14 protein-coding genes and 1 pseudogene are annotated in these 20,818 nt (G+C 62.8%); 7 read left to right on the plus strand and 8 right to left on the minus strand.

The features are described 5' to 3' along the window. Positions 1-117: 117 nt before the first annotated feature. From VT84_RS18365 to VT84_RS18385, 5 genes are all read right to left on the minus strand, one after another. Positions 118-495, minus strand: a complete 378-nt coding sequence (locus VT84_RS18365; protein WP_082840529.1) for a hypothetical protein — start codon at positions 493-495, stop codon at positions 118-120. A 125-nt stretch (positions 496-620) separates the two neighbouring features. Continuing rightward, positions 621-1,541 (minus strand): Rad52/Rad22 family DNA repair protein, encoded by a 921-nt coding sequence (locus tag VT84_RS18370; protein WP_082840530.1) that lies wholly within the window; start codon positions 1,539-1,541, stop codon positions 621-623. 453 nt (positions 1,542-1,994) lie between these two features. Beyond that, a complete protein-coding gene (locus tag VT84_RS18375; RefSeq protein WP_082840531.1) occupies positions 1,995-3,965 on the minus strand; it encodes a phospho-sugar mutase in 1,971 nt (656 codons plus the stop codon). A gap of 74 nt (positions 3,966-4,039) precedes the next feature. After that, positions 4,040-4,336 carry a hypothetical protein gene (locus VT84_RS18380; protein ID WP_157469612.1) on the minus strand — a complete coding sequence of 99 codons (297 nt, stop codon included), beginning with the start codon at positions 4,334-4,336 and terminating at the stop codon, positions 4,040-4,042. Positions 4,337-4,521: 185 nt separating this feature from the next. Continuing rightward, the gene (locus VT84_RS18385) at positions 4,522-6,480 is read right to left on the minus strand and encodes a serine/threonine protein kinase (protein WP_082840533.1); all 1,959 of its coding nucleotides are present in this window, start codon (positions 6,478-6,480) and stop codon (positions 4,522-4,524) included. Positions 6,481-6,819: 339 nt separating this feature from the next. Between VT84_RS18385 and mnmG the strand changes: the two genes are divergently transcribed. The 3 genes from mnmG (at position 6,820) to VT84_RS18400 (ending at position 11,597) form a co-directional block, all read left to right on the plus strand. Then, positions 6,820-8,655 carry a tRNA uridine-5-carboxymethylaminomethyl(34) synthesis enzyme MnmG gene (gene mnmG / locus VT84_RS18390; protein ID WP_082840534.1) on the plus strand — a complete coding sequence of 612 codons (1,836 nt, stop codon included), beginning with the start codon at positions 6,820-6,822 and terminating at the stop codon, positions 8,653-8,655. 613 nt (positions 8,656-9,268) lie between these two features. Further along, positions 9,269-9,850: a response regulator gene (locus tag VT84_RS18395; protein ID WP_052554310.1), complete on the plus strand. Its 582-nt coding sequence runs from the start codon at positions 9,269-9,271 to the stop codon at positions 9,848-9,850. A gap of 61 nt (positions 9,851-9,911) precedes the next feature. Next, positions 9,912-11,597, plus strand: coding sequence for an ATP-binding protein (locus VT84_RS18400; RefSeq protein ID WP_162271765.1), 1,686 nt, complete (start codon positions 9,912-9,914; stop codon positions 11,595-11,597). A 473-nt stretch (positions 11,598-12,070) separates the two neighbouring features. On the opposite strand, the gene VT84_RS40935 is transcribed toward VT84_RS18400, so the two are convergent. The 3 genes and pseudogenes from VT84_RS40935 to VT84_RS18410 form a co-directional block, all read right to left on the minus strand. Continuing rightward, positions 12,071-12,616 (minus strand): hypothetical protein, encoded by a 546-nt coding sequence (locus VT84_RS40935; RefSeq protein ID WP_239465892.1) that lies wholly within the window; start codon positions 12,614-12,616, stop codon positions 12,071-12,073. 172 nt (positions 12,617-12,788) lie between these two features. Further along, a pseudogene (locus VT84_RS42315) lies at positions 12,789-13,067 on the minus strand (TIGR02996 domain-containing protein); the annotation flags it as partial. A 146-nt stretch (positions 13,068-13,213) separates the two neighbouring features. Next, on the minus strand, positions 13,214-13,975 hold the full coding sequence (locus tag VT84_RS18410) for an AAA family ATPase (protein WP_052554316.1): 762 nt from the start codon (positions 13,973-13,975) through the stop codon (positions 13,214-13,216). Positions 13,976-14,180: 205 nt separating this feature from the next. On the opposite strand from VT84_RS18410, the gene VT84_RS18415 reads away from it, so the two are divergent. The 4 genes from VT84_RS18415 (at position 14,181) to VT84_RS18430 (ending at position 20,816) form a co-directional block, all read left to right on the plus strand. After that, the gene (locus tag VT84_RS18415; protein ID WP_052554317.1) at positions 14,181-14,918 is read left to right on the plus strand and encodes a ComF family protein; all 738 of its coding nucleotides are present in this window, start codon (positions 14,181-14,183) and stop codon (positions 14,916-14,918) included. 212 nt (positions 14,919-15,130) lie between these two features. Then, positions 15,131-16,117, plus strand: a complete 987-nt coding sequence (locus VT84_RS18420) for a DUF1573 domain-containing protein (protein WP_052554319.1) — start codon at positions 15,131-15,133, stop codon at positions 16,115-16,117. Between the two features lie 130 nt (positions 16,118-16,247). Beyond that, positions 16,248-19,721 carry a pyruvate carboxylase gene (locus VT84_RS18425; RefSeq protein ID WP_082840537.1) on the plus strand — a complete coding sequence of 1,158 codons (3,474 nt, stop codon included), beginning with the start codon at positions 16,248-16,250 and terminating at the stop codon, positions 19,719-19,721. A 12-nt stretch (positions 19,722-19,733) separates the two neighbouring features. After that, a complete protein-coding gene (locus VT84_RS18430) occupies positions 19,734-20,816 on the plus strand; it encodes a hypothetical protein (protein WP_204249792.1) in 1,083 nt (360 codons plus the stop codon). Positions 20,817-20,818 lie beyond the last annotated feature (2 nt).

Raw genomic sequence — 20,818 nt, forward strand, 5'->3', positions numbered from 1 at the left:
GTTCAGACCCGGGACGGCCGTGCGACAGCTAGAAAGTAGCTCCGGTGAGGACCGCGCGCAAAATGACCCGGGCGCCACTTTTGAGTGGCGCCCGGGTTTGTATGTGGCACGAAGCAACTACGGCTTCTTCGGCTCGGGCAATTGAGTGACGCCGACCTTCCCCTGCAACGTCGTCACGGAGAAAGACTGCATGTCGGACTTGCAGTTCAGGTTACCGCTCCAGATAGACATCTTCGTGTTCGCGGCGTCGACGATTTCGTAACTCTTGACGCCGGCCATGCTCTGGAACTCGCGGAACGATTCGCCCGCGAGCAGTTTGACCGGCTTCCCGCGGACAACCTTCCCGTTTACGGTGACCACTTCTTGAACGACGATCGCTTTATTCGTGTCGTTCTTGATCGTTACCCAACCGGCGTCCGCAGCGCTCGCGAACGTCGTCATCACGGCGAGGATCGCCGCAACGAATACGAACAGTTTGGAGCAACGGGGGAACATGGGAAGCAGCCTTGCACCGTTCAGCGCGCGACGAGCTGACTGCCAGCATCGCCATTCTCCCCGAGTAACGCCGGTGGGTGCAAGACTTGCGCGGAAAATTTGCGAAAAACACCAAGCGGCGTAAATCACGCCGCAGTGCGAGGTTCTGGCTTCCCCTGTCGGGAGGCTTGGTCGAACTCCCGGACCGCGTCGACCGCGAGTTGGATCGCCGGACCGGTCCATTCATTCATGTTCGCAGTGAAGCCCGCCTTAACCCCCGCTTGAGTGACGTAGGCCAGAAGCGCCCCAACCGAGCACAACTTCTGGGACGCGAGTTTCGCATCGTACTCCCTGAGTCGGCGGTGCAACTCCTGGCCGTTCGACGGCAGATTCGCGGTTTTTGATGGATCGGCTTTCTGGGGCTCCGGTTTCAGTGCTTCGGTTTTGGGAGCCTCTGTTTTTGGGGCTTCGGTTTTTGCTGCCGGTGCGTTTGTGTTCGCTGGCGCCGGTTCATTAATTTTGGATACATCCGCCCGGGCCGCTTCTTTCTTCGGCTCAGTAGCAACGAACCCGGAAGGTGCGGGCTTTGCGCTGGGCTGGGACTTGGCTTTGGGAACCGCGAACGACGGTAGTTGCGGCGGTTGCACGATTTGCTTCTTCACCGGATCGTATTCCACCCACTGGGCCGAGAGCCGGTACAGATAGCGCCCGATTCCGAATTTCACCGCGGCACGCTTGAGCGCGTCGCTGAACGCGGCCTTGAGTCGATCGCCCATGTCGGGCTGTTCGCTCGGTGACCCGACATCGGTTTTCGTGATCCACCGGTCGCCGAGTTTGCACCGGAGCCGGCACATCACGGAGCCGTCCGGCAGGATCTTGTAAACGTCCTCCCAGTTCTCGACCCCGAGCACCTCGTCGAGCCGATCCTGAATCAGCCGGGCGTCGATGTAAGCCATCGCGAGGCAGCGGTTGTTTTTCACCATCTGCGGCTTGAACTTCACGTCGCGCGGGTTGAACGGTGCGGCAAGTTCCGAGGTAAGTGCGAGCATTTGTGGGGATCGGGACATTCCTGTTTCTATGGACATATTTGCCCTTTCAAAATTTGGGTGATGGTATAGTATACGGATGTAATTGTGGTGGTTTCCATGTCCGTTGGGATTTAGCGGTCGATTGATTTGGGGTGGTTGTGCCGGTTTTGTGAGCACGAACGTGGGTCGACAAAATACTGATGAAAGCTGGGAGAGGTGGCGTGATTGGGAGTGAATTCAGGTGGAAACAGCGGATTTGTTAGCGAATGTTACCCCACAATCGACGCCGAACAGGAACGTACAGAGTTGCTAATGTACTTGAGGTGAAACGGTTTACGGCGCGACTGGAGTTCACCGCCCTGAGTGCGCGAGGCACGGGCCGGAAATGTTAGCATTTGTCATCAATAATCCTGAGACAGAGTTTTGCGCGATGAGAAGTGCTCGCGCAAAATCCTCGTCCCAGTACCCACCGGTGCGTTCGGGCACCTGGGTTTACCGACTCAGTTTGTCCGCCCCTGGCGCTGGCGTCTGGCCGATGGTCGCAAGGGCGTTAGTCAGAAAGTCGGTCGCGATTTTCTGCACGCGGACATCGATCGCGGTGCACGAAACGTCCCAGGTGTCTTGTGGCGTACCGGCCTTCCACGGCGCCCCGGATACTTCGATATACGCCTTGGCCTTCGGCTCGGTGCCGCTCGGACGCAGACAAACTTTCGCGGTCTGACCGTCACCGCCCAGGCGGAAGATGAGGAAGTTTCGCGCGGCCTTGTCGGTGTCGCCTTTGAACGGCCCCATGCGGCCGTCGGGGTCTTGGAGATCCTCGAAGCTCGTGACCGGGAGGCCGCCGATTTCCTTCGGAGGGTTCCGACGCAGCGCGTCCAGCATGCGCGCCATGTTGACCTTCCCCTCAAGGCCGGTCAGCACGATGTTCAGCAGTTCGTTGCGGAAGTAGCCGAACTGCCGGTTGAGGTCGTCGAGGTAATCCACGAGCGTGCGGCCCTGGCGCTTCTGGTAGAGCGCGGCTTCGGCCAGGAGCAGCGCGGCGCACGCGGAGTCCTTGTCGCGCACCCCGGCAGTGGCCATGATGCCGTGACTTTCTTCGGTAGCGATGACGAAGTCCGCGACCGACCCGCGCACGTCACCGTACTGGCCGGTGGATTCGATCTGCCACAGTGCGTCCGCGTGGTATTTGAAGCCCACTAGGAGGTCGCTAATAACTTGCGCGCCGAACTGCCGACCGATCCGTGTGACCTGCCCCGTCGTCACTTCCGTTGTGATAACGATGGGTGCTGCGGGCAACGAGCCGGCTCGCGCGAGTTGAGCGAGTTTGAAGTGCGTGAGCAGCGCGGCCAGTTCGTTCCCGGTGATGAACCGAAACATACCCTTACCATCGGGCGAGCGGTTCGCCATTGCGCCCAACCGGTCCGCGTCCGGGTCGGTGGAGATGATGAGGTCCGCGTGGCGCTCGGTGCCGACGCGCTCGGCCCGGTCCATGCACTCCGGTACTTCGGGATTCGGGGTCTTCGTCACATTCGGGAACTGGCCGTCGGGCGTCGCCTGTTCGGGCACCGGGATCGGGCGAAACCCTTGTGCTTCCAGAACTTCACCGGCACAGAACCCGCCGCACCCGTGCATCGGCGTGAACACGACACGGAGTTCGTCGGCCTTGGGCGACCCGAGCACGCTCTCGTGGCGACACAGTTCGATGAACGCGCGGTGCGGTGCGTCGTCGAGGAGCTGCACTTTCCCCGCCCGTAGTGCGTCCGCAAACGGGATGTGTTTGATGACCGAGACCTCTTCAACCATCTCGCTCATCAACTGGTCTTCGGGCGGTACGAGCTGGCTCCCGCGGTCGTCGTAGAACTTGCTCCCGTTGTCGTCCGGCGGGTTGTGGCTGGCGGTCATGTTCAGCCCGCCGTGCGCGCGGAGGTAGCGGATCGTGAACGATAGTTCCGGCGTGGGAATGTATCGCTTGCTGTCGGGCGGCAGGATAACGGCCTGGATGCCGTTGGCCGCGTAAACTCCGGCCGCGTGTTGGCAGAATTCGCGGCTGGAGAGGTGCAGAACCGGGTTCGGTAGCGCGGAGTTGTAGACCTTCCGCTTGTCCTCGAACTGGCGCACGTCGAACGCGAGCACCACGCGGAGCGGCGACACGCCCGGGAACCGTTGGCGCAGATACTCGCAGTGGCCCTGTACGCTCGCGCCGAGGGTCCAGAGGTTCATGCGGTTCGGCCCAATGCCGACCGCCCCGCGGCGTCCCCCGGTGCCGAACGGCATTACCTGATAGAAGGAGTCGAGCAGGACGGACCAGGCTCCCGCGTGGCAGAGACTCTCAATCTGCGGCCGGTAGGCGGCGAAATCGGGGTGCGTGAGCCAGGTGTTGAGGTTCGTGAGCGCCTTCTCTTTGAGTGCGGCGTCGGCGTCGATCCCGGCGAACCCGGCCCGGGCCTGGGAGATAAGGTCCATGAACGTGCGTCCTCGCGGCGAACAGAAGCGGTCGGAGAGAACTTACCGGCCGCTCCCCACGAAGACTACTGCATTCACTCGGCGGGTGTGCCGGCGGTGACCATTGTGAACCCTGCCGGTGGTGTGGTGTGGACGTTGATCGTGTGGTCGAGGTGTGGGGGTGACGCACCGTCCGCCGGATCCACAAAGACGAAGATCTCGTAGACGCGGTTCGTTTGCAGGTTCGCGCCCGGGATGACGAGAGTGAAGCCCGCACCACCATTAGCGGGGATGTTTGTTGTGAGCGGGGCGGGCGGTGCCGGTGGGGGCGGAGTGAGGTCGGTGAAGGTGACCTTGTACCGCAGGTCGCCTCGATTGGTCGTGATGTTCACCGTGAGATCGACCCCGGGTGGAACGAACGAATTCGCAAATGGATTAATAATGTGGGGGGCTGCGGCAACACCACCCGGGCTCTGCCCCGCTGCCAATAGTGGGGTGAGTTGTTTGTTCTGTTTAGTTGGTTTTGTCAGTTTCTTTTTGCCCACGGGCGGGAACCTTTCCGAGAGTGAGGAACGTGTTACGGATCGAGCTTGGAAACGGTGAGGTCGCGCACGATGCACTGCCCGCCCTGGCAAAAGATGCCGATCCCCGATCCGAGGGTCGGGGATGTGAACTTGTAATCACGGAAAGCGGGTGGCAGTTTCGTTGCTCCCAGTCGGTTGAGTCTTGCTATTGTGCCGGTTTCGATTCCTTGGCGATTATCCGTGAGGCGGTTCAGTCGCACGCCGTCGATCCAGGTATCCACGGCATCGGGTCGAACTTCCATGACGACGCGGACGAATTGGACCAACAATTTTTCCCCCTCAGGATCCCAAGGCGCTTCCCGTTTCTCGACCGTTACCGGTGAGCCGTTCTCGTTGTCTTGCCACCAATACAACCCGCATTGGCTCTGGAGGATCTGTTTTGCCGGACCTGAACCGGGCGGGTTTGGTAAGGCGGTTCTGGGGCTGGGGCCGGCCCAAATTAGCGACTCGTGTTTAAACGGTAGCCCGTCCCACGTGCGGCGCCCGGCGTAGATCCCCGCGCAAATTTCCTGTAGCGTCGTCTGAAATGCGACGCCCACTTTTGCCTCCACTTTGTACGGGAAGGACAATGGTTCGTTGGCCAAACTCGTGATGCCGACCTGAGAATTTGTGAACGAGTGGTACCCGTCGATTGTGTCGGGGTGTAGTTCGTGCCCGGGCTCGTGAGTGGGTTGGACGAGGAGCTTACCCTTCTCATCGGTCAATCTGACTTTCTCCCCACCCGCGACGCGCTCGGCGAATGTCTTCGGCGGGTTCTCCAGTTTCGTGGGATTGCTGAACAGCGCGGCGAAAGCCACGAGAGCCACCGCGCTGCACGACATTAGTACCACGCGGTCACGCCGCGGATATTTGTTGCGCTCCGGTTCTGGGAGGACTACGGTGGTCGGCGGCGAGGGGGCTGGCACCGGAACGCTGATCGGCTTACCGCCGAGCCAGCAATCGAGATCGTCGGCGAGGGCCGCTGCGGTCGAATAGCGGTTTTCCGGCTTCTTCGCGAGACACTTCCATACGATCGCCTGGAGCGCCACCGGGACGTCCGGCGAGAGTGTCGTGATCGGCTGCGGTTCGGCGGTGCGGATGCTGTGATAAACGTCGGTGATACCGTCGTCGATGAAGGGGCGTTGGCCGGTGAGCAGTTCGTATAGGGTGACTCCCAGCGCCCACACGTCACACCCGGCAGTGAGGTTACCCTTTTTGCCGAGGGTCTGTTCGGGCGACATGTACTGCCGCGTGCCGACGGGCAAACCGGTGTAGGTCAGGTCGGAATCGTCGTCGATACACTTTGCGAGCCCGAAGTCCGCGACCATCGGTTCGTTACCCGATCCGAGCAAGATGTTGAGCGGTTTGAGATCACGGTGAAAGATCCGGACAGCGTGCAGAGCCTCGACCGCGCGCGCGACTTTCACCATGAGGCGGACCGCGGCGCGAAGATCCGTGCGGATGCGGTTGAGGTGCTCGCTGAGTGTACCCCCGGGCACGAACTCCATCGTGCAGTAGGGGAACCCGTGCCAGTCGCCCGCGTCGTAAACGGGCACGATGTTTGGGTGTTTGATGGACGCGAGCGTGTGAACCTCGCGCACGAATCGGTCACGAGTGACGTCATCGTTGTTGCCGGGGTTAGTGAGCTTCAGCGCGACGAGGCGCCCCGTCGCGGTGTGTGTGGCGCGGTAGACCACACCCATTCCCCCGCGCCCGATGAGCTTCTCGATGACGTAGCCGGGGATCGGTGGCAACGAAGCCGCGCGCGGCGCGACCATGTTTTCGGTCGATTCGGGGTGCGTGATCCGTTCGGGATCGTTCGGTCCGGGGGTGGATACGGCCGGGAGCGTAGCACCCAGAAGGTCGGCACTGATAGGAGCACCCGGCGCAAGCCAACCCTCAGTTGGACGGCGCAGCTCCTGGGATCGGTCCGCGTCTGGGGCGAATTGTGTTTCGGTGTTCGAGTCAGGCATAGGTTGCTGGTGCGGTTGGGTGAAAGGTCACGCACTTTTGGCGCAACTTGTGAGTGCAACTCCTTCAATCAAAGCCGGGTGAAGATGAGGTGGCACGATTGTGTTCGCGAACGGGGCCGTGGAGTTTCGTCAGGTGCGATCATGGTGTGGCTCGGGGTTCAAGAAACGCCACACATAATACCCGATGCTCAGGCGCTGTGAAGAATGTGTACCGTGGAATTCATCTTCGCCGCACGAACTTAGTCGGACCGAAGATCGAACCCGGTGGTGGCCAGGTGCGTCGATTTTCCGACGCTATCATGAACGGAGCGTCTGTCGATCGAGTTTGGCGAGGCAATCGTGAGCACCCTGGAATATCGGTTCGATGTCGTTGTGGTCGGCGCGGGGCACGCGGGTACGGAGGCGGCGATGGCCGCCGCTCGCCTGGGCCTTAAAACGTGCCTCCTCAGTATGAATGCGGACGCGGTTGCTCAGATGAGCTGCAACCCGGCCATCGGTGGCGTGGCGAAGGGGCAAATCGTCCGCGAGATCGATGCCCTCGGCGGCGTGATGGGGAAGTGCATCGATGCCAGCGGGATTCAGTTCCGCGTGCTGAACGCCTCGAAGGGGCCGGCGATGCACTCGCCGCGCGCCCAGGCCGACAAGAAGCTCTACCAATTCACGATGAAGCGGTGGGTCGAGGAGCAGGAAAACCTCACGCTCCGCCAGGAACTTGTCGAAGGTCTGCTGCTGGAAGAGTTCTCCGATTCCGGTTCGGCCGCAACGAAGCGCGCCATCGGCGTCGTGACGCGCGGCGACACGCGCTACCTGGCGCCAGCGGTGATTCTGACTACCGGCACGTTCCTCAAAGCGATCATGCACACGGGCGAGGCGAAGACTGTCGGCGGGCGCGCCGGTGATTCGTCCGCCGAGGGGATGAGTAACAGCCTCGCCGCTGCGGGGTTCGAGTTGGCCCGATTCAAGACCGGCACCCCGTGTCGGCTCAACGGGCGCACGATTGATTTCACGAAATGTACCGTTCAGCCGGGTGACGACACTCCGCGGCCGTTCAGCTTCAGCACCGAGAAGATCACCGTTCCGCAAGTCGTTTGCCACAGCACCGAAACTACGGCCGCTGTTCACGACATCATCCGCGCGAATTTGCACCGCGCCCCGATGTATTCGGGCCAAATTTGCGGGCGCGGACCACGATACTGTCCCAGTATTGAGGACAAGGTGGTGCGGTTCGCCGACAAGGATTCGCACCTCATCTTCCTGGAACCCGAGGGTCTGAATACGCGGGAGTATTACTGCAACGGCATCAGCACCAGTCTGCCGAAGGACGTGCAGGCCGAAATGCTAAAGCACATCCCGGGACTGGAGAACGCGGAAGTGATGCGCTGGGGGTACGCGGTCGAGTACGACTTCGCCCCGCCAACGCAACTTCACCCGACACTCGAAACCAAGCCGGTCACCGGGCTTTACTTCGCCGGGCAGATCAACGGCACCACAGGTTACGAAGAAGCAGCAGCTCAGGGGCTGATGGCTGGTTTGAACGCGGCCCTCAAGCTTAAGGGGGAACAGCCGCTCGTCCTCGACCGGAGCCAGGCGTACATCGGCGTGCTGCTCGACGACCTCGTGACGAAGGGGGTGGACGAGCCGTATCGCATGTTCACGTCGCGTGCGGAGTACCGACTCCTCCTACGGCACGACAACGCCGACCGCCGACTCACCCCGTTGGGGCGCCGGGTCGGGTCCGTGAGCGACGTCGACTGGGAGCGCTTCCAGCGAAAGGAGCGGGGCATCACCGAGCTTCAGCACACGCTGAAAACGAACCGCAGTGACGGCGACAACCTCGCGACGTGGTTGCGGCGCACTGAGGTCGAGTGGTCGGCGGTCGTCGCTCGTTTGCCAGCTCTTGCCGAGTGGAACGCTCGGCCCGATGTCGTCGAACAGGTGGTTCTGGAGGCGAAGTACAGCGGGTACATCGACCGCCAGGCGGCGGAGGTGGAACGCTTCCAACGCCTGGAGCACCGCCGCATCCCGCCCACCTTCGACTTCGCCGCAGTTCACCAACTCCGCCACGAAGCGCGTGAGAAGCTGAGTCGGGTGCGCCCCACGAGTTTAGGTCAGGCGAGCCGCATCAGCGGCATCACCCCGGCCGACTTAGCAATGCTGTTGCTTTATCTCGATTGAGCAGTTATGGGCCGCTTGCCCGTTGGGGAGAAGCCGGGTAACCGGCACCACCCGCGGGGTCGGTCGCGGACTCGCTGACGCGCACCACCCGCACAGGTCTCACGGTTCCCGGCTCCGCTCCGCGGAAAGCTGGCAAAATCGTGTGGGCTGCGGTAAGTGGGGCGCCGATGATTGACGCGACCGAGTCGGCAGGAGCCTGAGTCTGGTTCACGGGCAAGAGCCGCAGTTTGTTCCGGCGCGAACGCGCGTGACGGGGCGACCTGGGTAAGGTGTCCGGATCAAAAGGTCGGAAGTTGGGTCGGGTGTGAATTTCACCCCGATTACGATGATCTCGACCCGTTGATCGGACAGCGACCTTAGGTATGATGGGGTGAGGCAGTCGTAGCCGCTCCGTCTTGCACCGCTACTGTGTCGCTTCACCCGGATCGATCGGCTGTCTTCCCCCTCCTGCGCCAGTCCGTTTCGTGCTTCGAGCGCGAGACGGGAAACGGCGCGGCCAGATGTCCTGCGTGAGTCACGGACGAAAGTTTCGGTCCGCAGCCCGGCTCGGTCGTTCGGCCGTGCGCGGATCTCCCCCATGCGAGCCGGCTGAGCCGGCCAGGTGGATGCGCGTATGAAGACGGTGTTCACAACCGGCGAAGCGGCGAAGATTTGCAAGGTTTCGCAGCAAACTATCATCCGCTGTTTCGACAACGGGCAGCTCAAAGGGTTCCGCGTCCCGGGTAGCAAGTTCCGGCGCATCCCCCGCGAGGCCCTGTACAAGTTCATGAAGGACAACGGCATCCCCACGGACGCCCTAGAGAGCGGCAAGCGCAAGGTGCTGCTCGTGGACGACGAGCCGGAAATCGTTCAGGTCGTCAACGACGCGCTCCAGGCCGACGGGCGCTTCGAGGTCCGGATCGCGTCCAACGGGTTCGACGCGGGCATGATGGTCAAGGACTACCGCCCGGACCTCATCATCCTCGACGTGATGCTGCCGGACATCAACGGCAAGGAAGTGTGCCACCGCGTGCGCGCCGACGCTTCGATGGAAGACGTCCGGATCATCTGCATCTCGGGCATGATCGAAGAGGACAAGGTTCAGGAACTCAAACTCGCGGGCGCCGACGACTTCCTCCCGAAGCCGTTCGATGTGGACCACCTCATCGAGAAGATGTGCGCCCAACTGGATATCGAAACCGGCGTTCTGGCCTGAAGTTGGTCCGGACGATCGGCCGGCACGGACCGGCCGTTCGCCTCAACCGAGGAGTCTCTCAGTGCCAGGGAAGGCGGTGGGGCGGACCGCGGCGGGAGTGCCGTGGCTGTGCCCCAATACAGATAGCCTGATTCGGCTCGCCGATGCCCCGGCGGGTCTCGCACGGCAATCTGCCGCCGACGGCTCCGTCGATGTCGGGCTGCTCGCGTTCCTGCTCCGGTTCGCTCCCCCGGCTGCACAGCCGGAACTGAGTTTGTTTTGTCCGTCTGCACTTTCTGTCGCCGCACTTCCAGACACTGCTGCTGCGTATCTGGCTGCCACACCAAGTGGTTGGGCCGATCCCGAGTCGGCAGTTGCGAAACGGTGTCGTGAGTTTTCCACTCGCGCGAACGCATTCGCACGAGCGCTGGTTGCCCATACGCGCCGGACGAGCGCCGAGCGAGTGGCCGCGATCATGTGGCTCGCGCCGTTGGGCTGGCTCGCGGTGGCGTCTGTCGATCCCGGCGCGGCCGGGGAACCACTGCACGATCCCGCTTCGCTGCCCACGCCAGAGCTTCAGGCCGAACTCTGGGGACTCGACCAGAACGCGATTGCTCGCCGACTCGCGAACCGTTGGCGCCTGCCCGACTGGATCGCTACCGTTCTGGGGAACCTGAACCTGCCGCTGGTCGCGGCCCGCGCGGTTGCGGTCGACTTCGATCTCTTTATTCTCGCACAATTTGCGGCACTTGAAACGGAACGCCGGGGCCACTCGCTCGGGCTTACGGCTGGCGCGGACCGCGCGTCGCTGCTCAAGGAACTCAAACTCGACGACGCGACTGTCGGTGAACTATGGGCCGCAGCCACAGCAGCCCGACAGACGGAAACTGTGACTCCGTCGAATGTCGATCCGAACCCGCACAAAGTTCCGCTCGTTACTAACCTCCTGAAGATGGCGGGGGAGAGCCGGCGCCGAAACGGTGCTTCGCTCGTTGTTCGGCTCGAAGACCGCCTCGACGACCTCCACCGCGCGGTTGCTCACGTAGGTGGTGAAGCCGACACGCGAGTGCGGGACGCGAAACTCGCGGCGCTGGCCGAACTTGCGGCCGGAGCCGGGCACGAGATCAACAACCCGCTCGCGATCATTTCGGGCCACGCCCAACGACTCGCTCGCACGGAACCGGACCCGGATCGTGGCGCGACGTTGCAAACCATCATTCGCCAAACGCAGCGAATTTCGGGGATCGTGCGCGATCTCATGCAGTTCGCGCGACCGTCGCAGCCGAAGCCGCACCGCGTGACGGCAGCCGATCTCGTGAACGCGGTCCGCGACGAACTCGCGCCGTTCGCGGCGGAAAAGCGCGTCCGTCTGGAAGTCGGCACCGTTCCGGCCAACGCATTCGTTCGCTGTGATCTCGCCCAACTCAAACACGCTCTCGTCGCGGTCGTCCGTAACGGCATCGAGGCCGCAGGTGCCGACGGCTGGACGCGGATCAGTTGTCACGACAGCGACGAAGAGTTCGTTACGTTCACCATTGAGGACAGCGGACCGGGACTGAACGCGGCGGCCCTCGAACATGCGTTCGATCCGTTCTACTGCGGGCGATCGGCCGGTCGCGGTCGCGGGTTGGGACTACCCACCGCGTGGCAATTCGTGCGGCAAAACGGCGGCGACGTGCGCCACGAACCCGTGAGCGGCTTGACGCGGTTCGTCGTGACTGTTCCGCGCTCCATCACACTTGATTTCCTCGACCGTCAGTCCGCTTAGTTGATTGTTAATCATTGTCGCGTAAGCACTTCCGTCGAAATTGCTAACAAAAGATAACAATTTGGCCCGGTGGGGCCGTCACCGCTGTGAAATACGCCGTGGAAACTGCGTAAACGGCTCCAAATTTTGGCCAATTTGTAGCATCTGCGTTTCAAAAAACGGCTCTGGACGCTACAGGGTGTCTGTCGTCGGCTAACATCCAGCCAAAATTTGACCCGTTTGGCTACAAATCGCACAAAAACAAAGGGAAGAACCGCGGATCACACAGATAACGCGGATCGGACTCGGACGCCCCCCAACAGTCTCAACGGGCATTATACCCAGATGTGTACGGAAATTCAGTAAATTTCTTAAAATCGTGGAACGAGGCATGAGGGAAATGAACTGTTCGGACGGTTCCGAAACCGTGCTTTAGAATAAGTGCGCTTGGCTCATGCCGGAGATTGCCAACCGTCGGTCGCGCAGCCAGTGACTTAGTCTTCAAACGACACCACATCACCGAACCGGGCTTTCAACGCCTGTTTGCCTCTCTGCCCAATCTTTCTGCACTTCCAGAGTGTCAGCCCGTCCAACCGCCCCAGGTGCGGGGACGAGGCAAGCGCCAGCGCCCCGGAATCCGTCAGCGGATTCCCCGCCAAACCGAGGTGCGAAAGAGACGAGACCACCGGCGAGGCCGCCAGGACGCCAACTCCGTCGTCACCGATCCGGTTTTGTCCCAGGTCCAGGTTATCCAGCCGGGTCAGATGGGTAGAGTTGCCCAGTGCCCGCGCGCCCGCATCCCCGAAGCGGTTGTCCGAGAGATGGAGCTCGGTCAGGTTGCACACGTATGACGATGAGGCCAGGGCACGGGCGTCGGCCGGACCCAGCCCAAAGCCGTCCAAGATGAGCCGCTTGATCCGGGACAGTTCCGGCACTTCCAGTACCGGCGCGAGGGCGCGCAAGCGCATGAAACTCGCACTTTGGATAGGAGCCGCCGCGAAGATAGCGGCCGCGTTCCGGCGGAACGCGGCCGCTGTCATCACACCACACATCCCAGACGAAGCCACGCGGGAAGTTGGTGGAGTTCCAGCGGACGCCGTCGAGCATCGGGAGTTCGTTCGCCCACCGGTCGCAGTTGGTTTCGAGCACACTCTTGCGTTCGTTAATTTGCCACCACCGCGCGCTCGGCAGGTCGGGGCGAGCCAACTCGCACTGAACGCGGATGAATTCGGCACGTAATGCGTCGTCCGGGTCGCCGGTCGCCTCCAAGAACTCGGCGTATTCCAGTCTGGCTGAATCGTCATCGGGGCGCTCGCATACGGCACGTAAACGCGCCTCGCGCTCGTCCAGTGCTGGACCTGCCTGCTGATCCGCTTTACGATTCCTTTCGCCACGCCATCGATCCATGATCGGCTCGGTTGAGGTGTCACCCACGACCCATTTCTTTGGTTCAACTACGACTTGTTCAGCAGAGTGTCGACGACGTGGCATTCTCTCAAATGCGGCCCTGGTCCTCGGCCGTGCATCAGGATCTCTTGATTGTCGCAGCCCGCATTTTCGAGCGCGTCAACCAGGATCGGCATCCCGGAAAAGTCACGAGAATCGCATCACGAGTGTTGGATCGGGGAGAAGTAACCTTACTCTCTTCCAGTGTCGTCGAGCAGAACGGACAACGCTCGCTGATGGTTCGTCAGGAACCCGCGGGTAACGACGTAGTGATCGGTTTCGGTGTAGGGCGTCTCGCGGATACCATCCGCTCCAAAAACGTAAATTCGAGCATCCGGGTGCGCCATGATGATTGGCGAGTGAGTCGCGATAACGAACTGCGCGCCGGTTTTGCAGAACTCGTGTAACAGCGCCAGGAACTCGATTTGTCGTTGGGGCGATAGTGCCGCTTCGGGCTCATCCATCAGATAGAGCCCATTCCCTCGAAACCGGTTCTTGAACAGAGCGAAGAACGATTCCCCGTGAGATTGTTCGTGGAGTGAGCGGCCACCGTAGGCGGAGAGCAGGTCTGGATCCAAGCGCTCGATCTCGGTCGCCACGTTGTAGAAGCTCTCGGCCCGAAGGAAGTAACTGTCCCTCGGCACCACCGATTTTGCAAGTCTCAGCGCCTCGCCGAGTTTGGAGTGCGAGGCCCGGGTCGCGAAGTTGAAGTTCCGGCTCCCGCCTTCCGGGTTGAGTCCGCACTCAACCGCAATCGCCTCCAACAGAGTCGATTTCCCGGCCCCGTTCTCACCAACGAAGAACGTCACTTTCGGATGAAGGTCGAGCGTTTCGAGGTTGCGGATCGCGGGTAAGCAGTACGGAAAGCTGTCCGGAGCGGTGATGCGCTCGCGTAGTAGTTGGACGCGGAGCAGGTACGGGCCGGGACGTGTTGGTAGCTTTCGGCGGGCCATTGTGCTTTCTCATCGGCGAAATGGGTTCACTACTTTGGGTCTTCTCGCGGCCATTTTCATTAGCTGAAAGAAGCCAACACGGAATCTCGGCACGTCTTTCTTGAATTGAATCCGGTCACCGCTTGCGGGCGGGCGTTCCGACCATTAATCTCGGGGTGTTGGTTCTCAATTCGCGATCGAACATTACCCGGAAGGACGCCGGTTCATGTTGCGCGTCGTGGCGGATCTCGCCCGCAACATCGCTCAGTTGGTTTACCCGAACGAGTGCCTGATTTGCGACGCCCGGGAGGGCGAAGCGGGCACGTTCCGGCACGGACTCTGCACCGACTGTCACCGCGCCGTGACCACGGACCCGTTCCCGGTGTGCCCCTGGTGTGCTCAAACGGTCGGCCCGCACACCGATACCGCGAACGGGTGCGGCGAGTGTCGCGGGGTGTCGCTCGGTTTTGAACGCGCGTTTCGGCTCGGCCCACACGAAGGGAAATTGCGCGACGCCGTGTTGCGCACGAAAGTGCTCGCGGGCGAGGGCTTGGCCGATTTGCTCGGGCGCACGTTCGTAGAGCACCGCGGCACCGATCTTGCGAGTGTCCCCGTCGATTTAGTGTGCCCCATTCCCCTCCACTGGTGGCGCAAATGGACGCGCGGTTACAACCAAGCCGAAGCTGTTGCCCGCGAACTCGCGGCGGGGTTACGTGTCTCGTTCGATCCGAGGTTGCTTGTGCGAACGCGACACGCGACACAACACGTGCAGGCGTCACGCACGGCGCGACTGGCGAACATGAAGGGTGCTTTTCGGGTGCGGGCCGGCGCAAGGCTACTCGGCCAAACGGTACTGCTGGTAGATGATGTGATGACCACGGGGAGTACGGTGAGCGAGGCGGCCCGGACGCTTCGGGCCGCCGGCGCGGATCGCGTGGTGATCGGGGTTCTGGCCCGTCGGTAGGAGTCGTGCGGGTCGGACCAGTGGAACAGGGACGTGCGCTCGTAACGAGCCAGCGGGTCGCACCGGAAGCGGCAGCCCGCGGCCATAAATCGGACAGGCTTCCGACCCGGTTTCCTGCTGAGGGGGCCGGTCGGAGTGTGATACCAAATAGGTTAAGGATCGCGGCACTCCGGGGGGTATGCTGCGGTCCCCTTAATGGGGGAGAAGAGGAAATGACACGTTTCGTCTTGGGCCTTGTCGGTGTGCTGGCGTTCAACACACTGGCGTGGGCCGGCCCGAATGATCTGTTCACGGAAAAAGACAAAGACTTCGGCGTCAGCCCGAAGGGAACCGTTCTGGTTCACTACTTCCGGTTCACCAATACGACCAAAGAAACCATCACGCTGGGTCAGCCCCGCGTGTCGTGCGGTTGCGTGACCCCGGCCCTCACGACGAACCGCGTCGCCCCGGGCGAAACGGCCGCCGTGATCGCGTACATGGACACCAAGCGCATCCCGAACGCGGGCATCACCAAGACCGTTCTGGTCTACGTGCCGTTCACGTCGCCGACGTTTGAAGAGGTGGCCCTGAAGGTCACGACCGTGACGCGCGACGACCTGATGATGTCGCCGGACACGCTCGCGTTCGGCACCGTCACGAAGGGGAAGGGCGCGAAGATTTCGACGAAGGTGACCTTCACGAGCGACGCGAACTGGACCGTGAACAAGGCCACCAGCACCGGCGGGTTCGTGAGCGTGGAAGCGAAGCTCAACTCCCGCAGCGGCAGCATTGTGACCTACGACGTGACCGCGACGCTCGACAAGGAGTGCCCGGCCGGTAACTGGACCTCCGACATCTACCTCGAAACCTCCAACACGGCCGTCGCGAAGCTCCGCATCCCGGTCACCGTGGCCGTGAGTGCCGCGGTCGCCGCGTCGCCCGAAATCGTGGCCTTCGGCAGCGTGAAGATGGGCAGCGCGTCCGAACAGAAGGTGACGATCCAGAGCGCCACGCCGTTCAAGATCCTCGAAGTGAAGGGCGCGGACGAGCAACTGTCGGTGAAGGTCGACAAGGATAGCGCGAAGCCGGTCCACACGGTCGTCATCGCCGCGAACCCGGCCGCGGCCGGCGGGTTCACCCGCAGCGTCGAGATCGTGACCGACAACAAGGACCAACCGTCGATCATCGTGCCGGTGACCGCGAAGGTCGTGAGCAAGTAACTGGTTCGGTTCGTGACTTCTGCGAAAGCCCGCCTGCACCAACAGGCGGGCTTTCTTATTTGTTGGGCGCGGTCGCGTTCTCTATCACAACAGTAATTCCAGAAGTCTGACGCCCCGTGAGGCTCGCCGCATGCCGGAAGTGAAGTCCCCGCCGTTCAAGAAGCTCCTCGTTGCCAACCGCAGTGAAATCGCGATTCGTGTGTTCCGCTCGGCACACGAACTCGGGCTGCGCACGGTCGCGATCTACTCGCACGAGGACCGGTTCGCGCTGCACCGCTTCAAAGCGGACGAAGCGTACCAAGTCGGGAAACCGGGCGAGCCGATTCGCGCGTACCTGGACATTCCGGGGATCGTCAAACTGGCGAAGGAAATCGGCGTCGACGCCATTCACCCCGGCTACGGCTTCCTCTCGGAAAACGCCGCGTTCGCACGCGCCTGTGCCGAGGCGGGGATCACGTTCGTCGGTCCGCGTCCGGAAGTGTTGGAACAACTCGGAGATAAGGTTTCGGCGCGCGAAATTGCCAAGAAAGCGCAGGTGCCGGTCCTGTCCGGGGGCGAAACCCCGCTCGCGAGCATCGATGAAGCGAAGGCTCTCGCGGATAAACTCGGATACCCGGTCATCGTGAAGGCGTCGATGGGCGGCGGCGGGCGCGGGATGCGCGTCGTCCACACCGCGGACAAGTTGCAAGACGCGGTCGAGTCCGCTCAGCGCGAGGCCGGGGCCGCGTTCGGCGTCACCGACGTGTTCCTCGAAAAGTTCGTGGTGCGCGCCAAGCACATCGAAGTGCAGTTGATCGGCGACAAACACAACGGGCTGGTTCACCTGTACGAGCGCGACTGCTCCATCCAGCGCCGGCACCAAAAGGTTGTCGAACTCGCCCCCGCGCCGAATCTCCCGGAGGACATCCGCCAGGGCATCCTCGACGCGGCCCTGTCGGTCGGGAAGGCGTGCGGCATCGACAACGCGAGCACGGTCGAGTTCCTCTACGACACCGACGCGAAGAAGTTTTACTTCATCGAAGTGAACCCGCGCATCCAGGTCGAGCACACGGTCACGGAGCAGGTGACCGGGTTCGACATCGTCCGGTCGCAGATCCTCATCGCGTCCGGGCTGCCGCTCGGCCACGAGCGCGTCGGCTTACGGCAGAACGAGATCACCACGCGCGGCTACGCGATCCAGTGCCGCGTGACGACGGAAGACCCGGCCAACGGCTTCGTTCCGGACTACGGGCGCCTCAGCGCGTACCGTTCGAGTGGCGGACCCGGCATCCGTCTCGACGCGGGCACCGCGTTCGGCGGTGCGGTCATCACGCCGTTCTACGATTCACTTCTTGTGAAAGTGACTGTCAGCGGACTCACGTTCGGCGATTGTGCGACGCGGATGGAGCGCTGTCTCCAAGAGTTCCGCGTGCGCGGGGTGAAGACGAACATCCCGTTCTTGCTGAACCTGATCGCGCACGAGCAGTTCCTGGCCGGGGACGTGACGACGCGGTTCCTCGACGAGACTCCGGACCTGTTCCGGTTCGCGGCCCGGCGCGACCGCGCGACGAAGGTGCTGTCGTACCTCGCGGAAGTGGTCGTGAACGGCCACCCGGAGGTCCGCGAGGGGGCCAAAATCCAGCGCGCGGAGGGGACCAGCACCCCGGTCGCCCGGCTGCGCCCGCACGCCAGCGCCGCGTCGCTCCCGAAGGGCACGCGGGACAAGTTCAAGGAACTCGGGGCGGTGGAGTTTGCGAAGTGGACGCGCTCGCAGCCCCGGTTGCTGGTCACCGATACAACGATGCGCGACGCGCACCAGTCGCTGTTCGCGACGCGGATGCGCACGTTCGACATGCTCGCGATCGCGGACCGCTACGCCGAGAACCACGCGGACCTGTTCTCGCTGGAAATGTGGGGCGGGGCGACGTTCGACACGTCGATGCGGTTCTTGAAGGAGTCGCCGTGGGACCGGCTCGCCCGGCTCCGCGAGCGCGTGCCGAACATCCTGTTCCAGATGCTGGTGCGGGCCGCGAGCGCGGTCGGGTACACGAACTACCCCGATAACGTCGTGTACGAGTTCATCCGGCTCTCCGCCGAGGCCGGGATGGACATCTTCCGCATCTTCGACGCGAACAACTGGTTGCCGAACATCAAGCTCGGCATCGACGCGGTCCTGAAGACGAACGCGATCTGCGAGGCCGCGATCTGCTACACGGGCGACATTCTCGACCCGAAGCGCGATAAGTACACGCTCAATTACTTCGTGAACCTCGCGAAGGAGCTGGAGAAGCTCGGCACGCACTTCCTCGCGATCAAGGACATGGCGGGGCTGCTCAAGCCCTACGCCGCGAAGCGCCTGGTGAAGGCGCTCCGGGAAGCGGTCGGGGTGCCGATCCACTTCCACACGCACGACTCCGCCGGCGGGCAGCTCGCGTCGTACATGATGGCGGCAGAAGAGGGCGTGAACATCGTGGACTGTGCGTTCGCGCCGATGGCCGGCGTGACCTCGCAGCCGAGCCTGAACGCGCTCGTCGAGGCGACGCGGTTCACCGCACGCGACACCGCGCTAAACTTCGACGCGCTGCAAGAGACGGCCACGTACTGGGAAGGGGTGCGCAAGCTCTACGCCCCGTTCGAGACGGGCCAGCTTGCGAGTTCCGCAGAGGTCTACCTCCACGAGATGCCCGGCGGCCAGTACGCGAACCTGTACCAACAGGCGCACTCGCTCGGCGTCGGGGACCGGTGGACCGAGGTCGGTCGGCTATACGCCGGGGTGAACCAACTGTTCGGCGACATCGTGAAGGTGACCCCGACGTCCAAGGTCGTCGGCGACATGACGCTGTTCATGCTCGCGAACAACCTGACGCCCGAGATGGTGCTCGACCCGAAGCGCGAGATCGCGTTCCCGGAATCGGTGGTCGAGTTCTTCGAGGGGAAACTGGGCCAGCCCCCGGGCGGGTTCCCGCCCGAGCTCCAGGCGCGCATCCTGCGCGGGCGCAAGCCGCTCACGGACCGCCCCGGCGCGACGCTCCCGCCCGCGGACCTCGCGAAAGCGAAGAAAGACCTGGAGGGTAAGCTCCGGCGCCCGCCGACGGAGCAGGACGTGATCTCGTACCTGCTGTACCCGAAGGTGTTCAGCGACTTCGCCGACCACCAGGCGAAGTACTCGGACCTGAGTGTACTCCCCACGCCCGCGTTCTTCTTCGGGATGACGAAGGGCGAAGAGGTCAGCATCGAGATCGAGCCGGGCAAGACACTCATCATCAAGTTCCTCACGATCGGCGAGCCGCAAGCGGACGGCCGGCGCGTGGTGTACTTCGAGCTGAACGGCCAGCCGCGCGAGATCCTGGTCACGGACAAGTCGCTCACCGGCGTGGCTGTGAAGGCCCGCGCGAAGGCCGAGAGCGGGAACGCGAAGCACATCGCTGCGCCGATGCCCGGGGCCGTGGTCGCGGTCGCGGTGGCGCCCGGCGACGAGGTCGCGGCCGGGGCGAAGCTCCTCACGCTCGAAGCGATGAAAATGGAAACGACCCTCTACTCGGAGCGCGCCGGGAAAGTGGCCGAAGTGCTCGTGCGCCCCGGGGTTCAGGTCGAGGGCGGCGACCTAGTGATCCGGTTCGAGTGACCCCGTTTTAGGGTGCGCGATGCTGCCAGTCGTGTTGTTGGTGTGTTCGGTGGGCGCGGACCCGCGCCCACGATTACCTCCCCCGTCGGTACGGGGGAGCAGGGCTTCGCGGGCGACGGCGGCCCGGCGGCGAAGTCCAAGCTCGATCAGCCGTTCGACGTCGCGTTCGATAAGGCCGGCAACCTCTACTTCTCCGACACGTTCAATCACCGGGTTCGCAAGGTCGATGCGAAGACCGGTGTTATTTCCACCGTTGCCGGGAACGGCAAAAAGGGCTTCGCCGGTGACGGGGCAAAAGCCACCGACGCGAGCCTGAACGAGCCTTACGGCGTCGAACTCGATGCCGACGGCAACCTCTACATTGTGGACCGACTCAACTTTTGTGTGCGCAAGGTGGACGCCAAAACCGCGTTCATTTCTACTGTGGCCGGCACCGGCGGGAAGTCCGGCTTCGGCGGCGATCGTGGGGCCGCGGACAAGGCGCTGCTCGTGGAGCCGAACGGCATTTGCCTCGACGGGAAGGGGAAGCTCTACATCGCGGACGTGGCCGGCCACCGTGTGCGGGTCGTGGACGTCGCGAAAGGTACGATCGACACGCTCGCGGGCACGGGGAAGGGGGCGACGGTCGGCGACGGCGGCCCACTCAAGGACGCGGTGCTCTTTGGTCCGCGTGCGGTCGCGATGACCCCGGACGGGCGGCTTTACATCGTCGAGCGCAACGGGCACTGCGTGCGGGTCGTGGACCTTACGAAGGGAACGATCGCTCGTTTCGCGGGCACCGGGAAGAAGGGGTATACCGGCGACGGCGGGAAGGCGCTTGACGCGACCTTTGACGGCCCGAAAGAAATCGACGTCGACAAAGACGGCAACGTGTTTCTCGTGGACACAGAGAACGAAGCGATTCGGCGGATCGATGCCAAAACCGGAGTCGTCACGACGGTCGCGGGGAAGGGCCGGACGAAAACGCCGGGTCTCGGCGACAACGGCCCCGCGACTTCCGCAACACTCGGTCGGCCGCACGGGGTCGCGGTGAGTCCGGACGGTGCACTTTACATCGGTGACACGAACAGTCACCGCATCCGCAAGGTGAAATGACC

The organism is Gemmata sp. SH-PL17 (genome assembly GCF_001610855.1).
Taxonomy (GTDB): domain Bacteria; phylum Planctomycetota; class Planctomycetia; order Gemmatales; family Gemmataceae; genus Gemmata; species Gemmata massiliana.

Bases quoted from the DNA above. Each gene is read 5' to 3' on its own strand.
- VT84_RS18365 (WP_082840529.1), bottom strand. From the start codon at position 495: ATGTTCCCCCGTTGCTCCAAACTGTTCGTATTCGTTGCGGCGATCCTC.
- VT84_RS18375 (WP_082840531.1), bottom strand. From the start codon at position 3,965: ATGGACCTTATCTCCCAGGCCCGGGCCGGGTTCGCCGGGATCGACGCC.
- VT84_RS18385 (WP_082840533.1), bottom strand. From the start codon at position 6,480: ATGCCTGACTCGAACACCGAAACACAATTCGCCCCAGACGCGGACCGA.
- VT84_RS18410 (WP_052554316.1), bottom strand. From the start codon at position 13,975: ATGGCCCGCCGAAAGCTACCAACACGTCCCGGCCCGTACCTGCTCCGC.
- VT84_RS18395 (WP_052554310.1), top strand. From the start codon at position 9,269: ATGAAGACGGTGTTCACAACCGGCGAAGCGGCGAAGATTTGCAAGGTT.
- VT84_RS40935 (WP_239465892.1), bottom strand. From the start codon at position 12,616: ATGACAGCGGCCGCGTTCCGCCGGAACGCGGCCGCTATCTTCGCGGCG.
- VT84_RS18415 (WP_052554317.1), top strand. From the start codon at position 14,181: ATGTTGCGCGTCGTGGCGGATCTCGCCCGCAACATCGCTCAGTTGGTT.
- VT84_RS18420 (WP_052554319.1), top strand. From the start codon at position 15,131: ATGACACGTTTCGTCTTGGGCCTTGTCGGTGTGCTGGCGTTCAACACA.
- VT84_RS18370 (WP_082840530.1), bottom strand. From the start codon at position 1,541: ATGTCCCGATCCCCACAAATGCTCGCACTTACCTCGGAACTTGCCGCA.
- VT84_RS18425 (WP_082840537.1), top strand. From the start codon at position 16,248: ATGCCGGAAGTGAAGTCCCCGCCGTTCAAGAAGCTCCTCGTTGCCAAC.